This is a genomic window from Kitasatospora sp. NPDC056327, assembly GCF_042261735.1.
GTDB lineage: Bacteria > Actinomycetota > Actinomycetes > Streptomycetales > Streptomycetaceae > Kitasatospora.
In genome coordinates this window covers 1-8447 of the sequence record NZ_JBHJRC010000342.1, presented here as the reverse complement: position 1 = coordinate 8447, position 8447 = coordinate 1, and the positions used below count along the sequence as shown (strand labels likewise).

The following is an 8447-nucleotide window of genomic DNA, read 5'->3' as shown; positions in this document are numbered from 1 at the left end:
GTCGCGCCGGGTCCGGACGGCGGGTCAGGAGAACGGGGAGGAAGCGTCCATGACGGTGGAGCGGATCGTGGTGTCGGACGGGGCGGCCGGACCGTACGGGGTGACGGCCGGGGCGGACGGGGCGCTCTGGTTCACCCTGGTGCACGCCGGGGAGGTCGGGCGGCTGGCCGCCGACGGCACGGTCGCCCGGTACGGGCTGGGCGCGCCCGGGTGCGGGCCCTCGGTGATCACGGCGGGCCCCGACGGCGCGCTCTGGTTCACCCGGATGCGGGACCACCGGATCGGCCGGATCACGGTCGACGGGCAGGCCCGCTCGTACGGCCTGCCGACCGCGGACTGCGGGCCGTTCGGGATCGCGGCGGGCCCGGACGGGGCGCTCTGGTTCACCGAGCTCAACGCGGACCGGATCGGCCGGATCACGGTCGACGGCGAGGTCACCGAGTACCCGCTCCCGGTCACCGGGGCCTTCCCGTCGATGATCACCGCGGGCCCGGACGGCGCGCTCTGGTTCACCCTCAACCAGGCGAACGCGATCGGCCGGATCACCGTCGGCGGCGAGATCGCCCTGCACCCGCTGCCCACCGCGGCCGCCGCGCCGGTCGGCATCGCCCGCGGCGGCGACGGCGCGCTCTGGTTCGTCGAGATCGGCGCCGGCCAGGTCGGCCGGATCACCGTGGACGGCGAGGTCACCGAGTACCCGCTGCCCGACCGCACCGCCCGGCCGCACGCCGTCGCGGCGGGCCCCGACGGCAGGCTCTGGTTCACCGAGTGGGCGGCCGGCGCGATCGCCTCCCTCACCCCCGGCGGCGTCCGCACCGGGTACCCGCTGCCGGTCGGGGACGCCGAGCCGCACGGGATCGCCGTCACCGCGGACGGCGTGGTCCACGCAGCCCTGGAGATCGGCGAGATCGCCCGGCTGACACCGTAGCGGCGGGGCCGCCGGGGCTCAGAGCTCGGACGCCAGGGCGCAGAGCGCCGCGCGGTCGGGGCGGCCGGTCTTGGCGAGGAGGTTCGCCAGGTGCTTCTCCACCGTGCGGGGGGAGATGGAGAGCTTGCGGGCCAGCTCCTGGTTGCCCGGGCGGTCGGCGAGCAGGACGAGCACCTCGTACTCGCGGACCGTCACCCCGCAGCTGCGCAGGCCCGCCGGGACGGCGTCGCGGCCGCCCCGGTGCTGGGCGACGCTCGCGCCGGCCCGGCGCAGCAGGGTCCGGCAGGCGACGGCCACCGGCTGCACCTCCAGCTGGTGGAAGTACTCCTCGGCGGTCCGCAGCCAGCCGACCGGCTCGCCCCAGCCGTCGGCGAGCGCGGCCTCGGCGGTGAGCCGCAGCGCCAGGTGGTGCGCGAGCGGGAAGGACGCGGCCGCCGGGCGGGCCGCCGCGACCGCGCGGGCGGCCTCGGCGGCACGGCCCTCGCGGCCCAGCAGCACCGCGTCCGCGAACCGCAGGAACTGGTGGTTCCAGGCCAGCTCGGCGGCGGGCGCGGCGGTGGCCCGGTTCAGCTCGGCACGGCCCCAGCGGCCCTCGGCCACCTCCAGCAGCGGGTGCAGGCCGTGCCGTCCGGCCAGGTAGAACACGCTCGGGTGCTCCTCCTCCCAGGCCAGGCCGGAGGCCAGTTCGGCGCGGGCCCCGGCGCGGTCCTCGGCGAGCAGCGCGCCGACGGCGCGGCAGAGCCCGTAGCGCAGCGGGGTGAGGAAGGACTCCTCGCCGCCGGCCTGCCGGAACCGGGCCAGCTCGTGCTCCATCTCCCGGGTGCGGCCCAGGTGGGCGGCCAGGGTGGCGGAGGAGAGCAGCAGGTAGCGGTGGGCGGCGAGGTTGTGCAGCCGGGCCGTGGCGTCCAGGCAGCGGTCGACGATCGCGCGGGCGGTGTGCCACTCGCCGCGCAGCACGGCGTTCATCGCGAGCAGGCCGTCGAGGGTCTGGGTGAGCACGATGGCGCCCAGCCCGGCGGCGGCCTCCCGGGCGCCTTCGAGGCGGGTGCCGTCGCCGGTGCGCATGAAGGCGTTGGCGCCCAGCCGGAGCATCGCCTCGACCCGCCAGACCGGCAGGGCGTGGGTCTCGGCGACGGCCAGCATCCGTTCCAGGCAGGCGTCGGCGGCGTCGAAGCCGCGCTCGCGGGCGAGCAGGGCGAGCAACTGCCAGGCCTGGCAGGCGACGACCGGGAGCCCGGCGCGTTCGGCCACCTCGGCGGCGCGGCGGGCACGCCGTTCGGCCTCGGCGAGCCGGTCGGCGGTGGTGGCGGCCCCGGTGCCGCCGGTGCCGTCGGCGGACGCGTCGGGGCCCGGGCCGGCCGGCGCGCCGCCCGGCAGCAGCGCGAGGTGGCCCTCGACCACGGCCAGGGCGGCGTCCTGTTCGGGGCGCGGGCGGCCCGCGGTGAGCGCCCGGACGGCGGCCACCTGGGCGGCCGCGTCGGCGCCGCGCTCGGCCATCACCGCCGCCCAGGCCAGCCGGGTGTGCAGCTCGATCCGGCGCCCGACCGCCGGGGCGGGGCAGGGTCCCCGCTCCGGGGCCGCGCCCGGCGGCGGTGGTGGCGGTGGCGGCACCGGCGGCAGGGTGCGGACCAGCGCGAAGGCCCGGTCCAGCTGCCCGGACTCGGCCAGGGCGGGCAGCAACTGCTCGGTGACACCGGCCCGTTCGGAGTCCCCGGCGAGTTCGTGCGCCCGCTCCAGCAGGACCACCGCGGAGCCGGCGGCCCCGGCCTCCAGGACCCGCCGACCGGCCTCCGCGAAGTGCACCGCCGCGCCCGCGCGGTCGCCGCTCGCGAGCAGCAGCGAGGCGACCAGCTGGCGCCGCTCGTCGGCGAGTTCGGGGTCGGCCCGGACGATGGCACGGGCCGCCCGGCGGGCCAGCGCGACGCGTTCGGCGGGTGCCAGGGCGGCCGTCACGGCGTCGGCGGTCAGGGCGTGCCGGAACGCGTAGCGGTCCGGGGCGGCGCCGTCCGGCACGATCACATTGGCCTCGGAGGCCGAGCGCAGGTGACTGAACAGGGTCCGGTCGTCGTAGCCGGTGATCAGCTGGACGGTGGTCACCGAGAAGCGGCTGCCCAGGGTCGCCGCCGTTAGCAGCAGATCCCGCACCTGTGGGTCGAGCTGGTCGATCCGGCGGCCCCAGCTGCGGACGATGGTGCTGGGCACCCCGGGGCGCGAGTCGTCGGCCAGCCTCCAGCGGCCGTCGTCGGCCCGGCGCAGCGCCCCGGAGTCCAGCAGGTCGGCGAGCAGTTCCTCGACCAGGTACGGGCAGCCGTCGCCGCGCCCGGCGAGGTGCTCGACCAGCGCGACCGGCAGGTCGGCGGCCTCGCCCTCCAGGATCGCCGCGGCCAGCGCGGCCACCTCGGCGGGCGGCAGCGGCCGCAGCTCGGTGACGGTGGCGGCGCGGCGGCGTTCGGCGGCCCGCACCAGGTCGAGCGCGGGGCCGGGTTCGGCGCGCAGGGTGGCGAGCAGCAGCACCGGCAGGCCGGCCAGGTTGTCGACCAGGTACTCCAGGACGGCGACGGTCTCCGCGTCGGTGTCGTGCAGGTCCTCCAGCAGCAGCACGCAGCCCTGGTCGCGGCCGAGCACCGCGAGCAGCCGCAGCAGCGCCTCGGCGAGTTCGACCACGGTCTCCGGGTAGACGCCCGCTCCGGCCGCCGCGGGGGCGTCCCGCCACTCGGGGACGAGCCGCGCCAACGCGGGCCGGTAGGGGGCGAGTTCGGTGTCGGTGGGCGGACCGGCGGCGCGGAACCGGGAGGAGAGCGCCTCGATCAGCGGGCGGAACGGCGTCACCGTTCCGGTCGAGCTGCCGCGGCCGCGCAGCACCGGCAGGCCGAGCCCGTAGGCCTGGTAGGCGCACTCGCCGGCCAGCCGGGACTTGCCGATCCCGGCCTCGCCGAGCAGGAAGACCGCCCCGCCGCCCCGCTGCCGGGCGGCGGCGAGCGCGCCGCCGAGCATCCCGAGCTCGGAGGCGCGGCCGACGGTGATCGACGACGTGGTCCGCATGGCCGCAGGCTACTTGACGGGGAATCCGTTCAGAAGGGTGGTGAATCGGTCACGAAGCACGCACGGTGCCGCCGCCGGGTGGTTACGGTACGACCACATGCGGAGTCCGCGGCCGGCGGGACCGGCCCACGGGGCGCGGCGCGGGGTGGCGCGGGGCGGAGCCGGCTGCCCCACGGGCCGACGGGGCGCGGGCCCCGGAGCCGTGGTGCCGGGGCCGGAGGCACCGGAGGAGGCCGCCCGTTCGGCCCGCCGCCGAGGGGCTGCCCGTTCCTCGGCGGCGGACGCTCCGGCCGTTCGGGGCCGGGGGCGGTGCGGTGGGGCGGGCCGGTCTCAGAAGGGCGTGGTCATGGTCGGGAACTCGACGATCGGCGGGATGGCACCGCCGGTGCCGGCGAGCAGCCGGGAGCGCAGGCCGAGGCCGCTCCCCGGGCGCAGGCGGATCTCGCCGGCCGGGTGGTCGGCCGGCTCGCCGGGTCGGGCGGCGGTTTGCGGCTGGGTGAGCCGCTCGTCGTGGCTGTGCATGGGGCGGTGCTCCGTTCGTGGTCGGTCGTGATGGGCGGTCGGTCCGGCGGCCTGACGGTCCGTCGGCCCGGTGCTCCAGGGTCCCAGACCTCCGGTGCGCCGGGCGTTCGGGGGGAGAGAGGACGCGCTGCGGGTGGCGCCGGTTCGGTCGGGACGGACGGGACGGGTGGTGCGGGACGCCCGCGGGGGCGTGGGGGCGCGGCCGGGCGTGCGTGGGGGCGTGCGGGGGCATCGGGTGCGCGGCGGGCCCGCCCGGGCGGTCAGCCGCGCGCGGCCGGACTGCGCGGCCCGGCGCCCGCGCGCGGTCCACCGACCGTGCGCGGGGCGACCGGTCCGGCCGGGGCCGGTGCGAGGACCACGGCGGCCGGGGCGCGGCCGGGCCCCGGCGCACCGCCCGGGCCCCGGTGGGGCGCGGTGGCGCGGGCCGCCGCCGGGAGCCGGGGGCGCAGCAGCAGGGCGGGCGGCACCTGCTCGGGGAAGCCGAGGCGCAGCAGTCCGTGGCCGATCCCGGCCAGGCCGGTGAGCAGCCCCGGGTGGGGGACGTGGTCGGGGGTGCCGGAGCGCGCGCCGTCCTGGTCGACCGCGGCGAGCAGCGCCCCGGCCCGCCGGACCCACGGGGTGCGTCCGGCGGCGGGACCGTGCCGTCCGAGCAGCTCCAGGACGCCCAGTTCGCCGTGGCACAGGCTGTGGTCGCCGAGCGGTGCGGCGCGCGAGGTGTTCCGCACGGCCCGCTGGGCCCAGTCGGCGAGCCGGCGGTCGGCGAGCGCGAGCGGGCTGTCGGCGACGGCGAGCGCCACGCCGGGCCGGCCGCGGCACCAGGAGCCCTCGCGGGAGCGGACCGTGGTGGCGGCGTGCAGGGCGGCCAGCCCGGCCCGGTGGTGCGGGCCCTCGGGGGGCTCGCCGACGGTCCCGGCGTAGCGCAGCAGGGCCCAGCCGATGCCGGCCGAGCCGTGGGCGAAGCCGGCCGCGGCGGGGGCGGGGTGCGCGGCGAGCCGGGCGGCGCAGTGCGCGGCGGCGGTCAGCGCCTCCCCGGCGGCCGTGCCGGCGCCGGGCCCGCCGGAGCCGGCCGCGTGCACGGCGAGCAGCGCGGCGAGCCCCCCGGCGGTGCCGCTGTGCACGCCGGGGTCGTCCTCGGTCCCGGCCGCGGCCGCCGTGAGCGCCGCCGCGCGGGCGGCCCACGAGGCGATCGGCGGGTCGTCCAGCAGCCGGGCGAGTTCGGTGAGCGCGTAGGTGATGCCGCCGAGTCCGGCGAAGCCGCCGGAGCCCACGGCCGCGGGGTGGTCGGGGTGGGCGGCGAGCGCGTCCAGCAGCCCCGGCACGGGCGCCAGGGCCCGGCGGGCGACCTCGGCGTAGCGCCCGGTCCCGGTGAGCGCCGCGAGCTGGCCGAGGAACAGCGCGGTGCCGGTGTAGCCGCCGGCCAGGTCGGCGCCGAGCGGCCGGACCCGCCAGTAGCGGTCGGCGAGCAGTTCCAGTCCGAGCCAGTTGGTGCGGGCGCGGTCCTGGTAGGCGGCGGCGACGAGCTGGTCGCCCAGGCCCCGGGCGGCGGCCAGCAGCCGTTCGGGTTCGGGGGCGGTGGCCCAGACGTTCTCCGGGCCCGGCCGGCCGGGCCGGTGCGCGGGGGTCCCGGCGGCCCCGGCCATGGCGGCCCGGACGATCCACTCCTGGTCCTTGCGGTCGACGCCGCTGAGCGCCGCGAGCTTGGCCTCGACCCGGGCCAGTCCCGGTTCGGCCAGCTCGTCGGGCAGCCGGCGGCCGTCGGAGGTCCACAGGTCGCGGCTGCCGGGCCGGGTGGAGAAGTACGGGACGTCGCCGGTCCACAGGTCGGCGATCTCGTGCCCGGCCAGCCCGGGGCGGCCCGGGTCGTCGACGGCGTCGGTGCGCAGCAGGTCGAGGACGGCCTGCCGGGCGCCCGCCTCGCGCAGCACGTCCGGATGGGTGGACTCGTCCAGCAGCCGGGCGTAGACCCGGGTGGCCCGCGGCACCACCCGCACCTCGGCGTCGGCGAAGGCGCGCAGCAGCCCGTGCGGGCCGGTGAGTTCGTCCCGCCCGGCCGCGAGCACGGCGTAGCCGGCGCGGAAGCCGTCCACCAGCGCCCCGGTGTGCTCGGCCGGTTCGACCGGCGCGCCGCCCAGCCGGGGCCGGTTGTGCGCCTCGCCGAACGGGCGGGGGCGGCGCACCAGCCGCATCTCGTCGGTGCCCGCGCCCGACCAGTCCACGCCGTCGACCGGGGAGAGCCGGCGGGCCGAGCAGCCGCCGCCGATGCCGGAGACGTCCACCGCGCCGTCGTCGCCGATCAGCAGCTGCGGCAGCAGGCCGACCCGGTGGACGGACTCGGCCAGCGCGCGGGCCGCAGGGTCCCCGGTGGCGCCGGGCGGCCCGGCCGGCGGGTGGAACAGGGTCTCGACGTCCACCAGGACCGGGTGGTCCCCGCAGGCGACCAGGTTCTCGAAGTGCAGGTCGGTGCCGTCCAGGACGTGCAGCAGGGCGAGCAGCGCGCCCTGGCGCCGGTAGAAGCGGTCGACGTCGTAGCGGGTCAGGCAGGGCCGGGCCTCGGCGTACTCGGTCCAGCCGTGGCCGCCCCGGTCGAGGAGGCCGAGCGCGCGCAGCCGGGGCACCCCGTCCCGGCCGCCGTACCAGCCGAGCAGTGCGTTGAAGTGCCGGTGCGCGGCGGGCGGCCGGGGCCGGTGGACGACGGCGCTGCCGTTGGCGAAGTGCAGCACGGCGACGGCCCTGCCGTGCCGGTGGCGGTCGCCGGCGTCGGTGGCGACGGCGAGCAGCGCGCCCGGGTCGCGGCCGCGAAGCAGCCCGGCGACCAGCAGGGTCCGGTCCGCGCTGAAGCGGTCGAGCAGCTCGGCCAGTGCGTCGGCGGCGTCCAGGCAGGCGCGGGAGAGCAGCCGGGCCAGTACCGGGTACGCGCGCAGCAGCGCGGCCAGGCCCTCACGGCGGGCGGTGAGCGCGAGGAAGGAGCGGAACCGTTCCTGCGGGGTGCCGCCGGCCAGCCGTCCGGCGGCCCGGGCGGTGTGGAGCTCCAGGACGAGGGTGCGCGCGGCGATCCGGGCCAGCCGCTCGGTGAGGCGCGCGGTGAACTCGGCGCGCAGCGCCGTCAGGTCGATCCGGCCCAGCCGGCCGTCGGCGTGCACGGCGGCCGAGAACGCGGTCAGCAGCCGGACCTGGGCGCGGTCGGCGAGCGGCTGCAGGACGAGCGCGAAGCCGCTCAGGCCCGGGTAGGCGGCGCGCGGCACCACGGGGCGCAGCGGCGCGGCGGCCACGGCGGCCTCGGTGAACGCCGCCCAGTCCGGGCGGGCCGCGGGGACCGGCCGGCCCGGGGTCAGGCCCCGCTCCCACCAGGGCCGGCCACCGGCACGGGGGGACCGGAGACGGCCCGGGTGGGAGCGGGCAGCGGGTGAGGGCGAAGGGTCGGGCCGGGGCGGGTCCGGCGGCCCGGGCCGCGCGGAGTCCGCGGGTGGTGCCTCGGGCGCCGGGGGTGCCTCCGGCGCCGTGCGTGGTGCGGGGAAGTCGCCGGGCACCGGAGTGTGCGGGAACGGTGTGACCGAGGGGACCGCCGCTGCGACCGGGCCCTGAACCGGTCCTGCGCCCCCGTCGGGGCGCTTGCTGCGCACGGCGTCCGTCTCTGCCACCACCGCACCTCCGATGCCGGGAGAGGGCCGCGCTGCCGTCGAAGACGCCGCCCTCGGGGTTGATCCTGTCGTCACCCCACCCGCCGGGGCATGGGGGACCGGCCCCCATCTTTGTGCCGGCGGCCCGCACGATCCGCCGCGCCCCCCTCCAACGGCGGGGGCGGCCGTCCCCCGGCGGGGGGACGGGGCCGGGCGGGCGGCCGGTCATGGTGCGCGTCGGCCGTCCCCCGGCCGTCCGGCGTCCCGGGCGGCGCTCCCTAAGCCCCCGGCGGCCCCGCACCGGCACCGGGGCCCGGACGAGGGCCCGGGCCGGTCAC

General features: G+C 79.5%; 4 protein-coding genes. 1 reads left to right on the top strand and 3 read right to left on the bottom strand.

Translation table 11 applies throughout. The annotated features are described in order from the left end of the window. Positions 1 to 49 precede the first annotated feature (49 nt). Positions 50 to 928, top strand: coding sequence for a virginiamycin B lyase (locus ACFCX4_RS31990; RefSeq protein WP_376150211.1), 879 nt, complete (start codon positions 50 to 52; stop codon positions 926 to 928). 18 nt (positions 929 to 946) lie between these two features. Here ACFCX4_RS31990 and ACFCX4_RS31985 read toward each other — a convergent pair whose 3' ends face one another. The 3 genes from ACFCX4_RS31985 to ACFCX4_RS31975 all read right to left on the bottom strand — a co-directional run bounded on the left by ACFCX4_RS31985 (position 947) and on the right by ACFCX4_RS31975 (position 7761). Next, positions 947 to 3970, bottom strand: a complete 3024-nt coding sequence (locus tag ACFCX4_RS31985; RefSeq protein ID WP_376150209.1) for an AAA family ATPase — start codon at positions 3968 to 3970, stop codon at positions 947 to 949. 330 nt (positions 3971 to 4300) lie between these two features. Then, positions 4301 to 4492, bottom strand: coding sequence for a hypothetical protein (locus ACFCX4_RS31980; RefSeq protein ID WP_376150207.1), 192 nt, complete (start codon positions 4490 to 4492; stop codon positions 4301 to 4303). Positions 4493 to 4752: 260 nt separating this feature from the next. Further along, entirely contained in the window at positions 4753 to 7761 is a 3009-nt protein-coding gene (locus tag ACFCX4_RS31975) for a type 2 lanthipeptide synthetase LanM family protein (RefSeq protein WP_376150205.1), read from the bottom strand. Positions 7762 to 8447: the final 686 nt, after the last annotated feature.

What these genes read in the sequence shown, in the direction of transcription:
- ACFCX4_RS31980 (WP_376150207.1), bottom strand. Translation starts at nt 4,492, where the DNA reads ATGCACAGCCACGACGAGCGGCTCACCCAGCCGCAAACCGCCGCCCGA.
- ACFCX4_RS31990 (WP_376150211.1), top strand. Translation starts at nt 50, where the DNA reads ATGACGGTGGAGCGGATCGTGGTGTCGGACGGGGCGGCCGGACCGTAC.
- ACFCX4_RS31985 (WP_376150209.1), bottom strand. Translation starts at nt 3,970, where the DNA reads ATGCGGACCACGTCGTCGATCACCGTCGGCCGCGCCTCCGAGCTCGGG.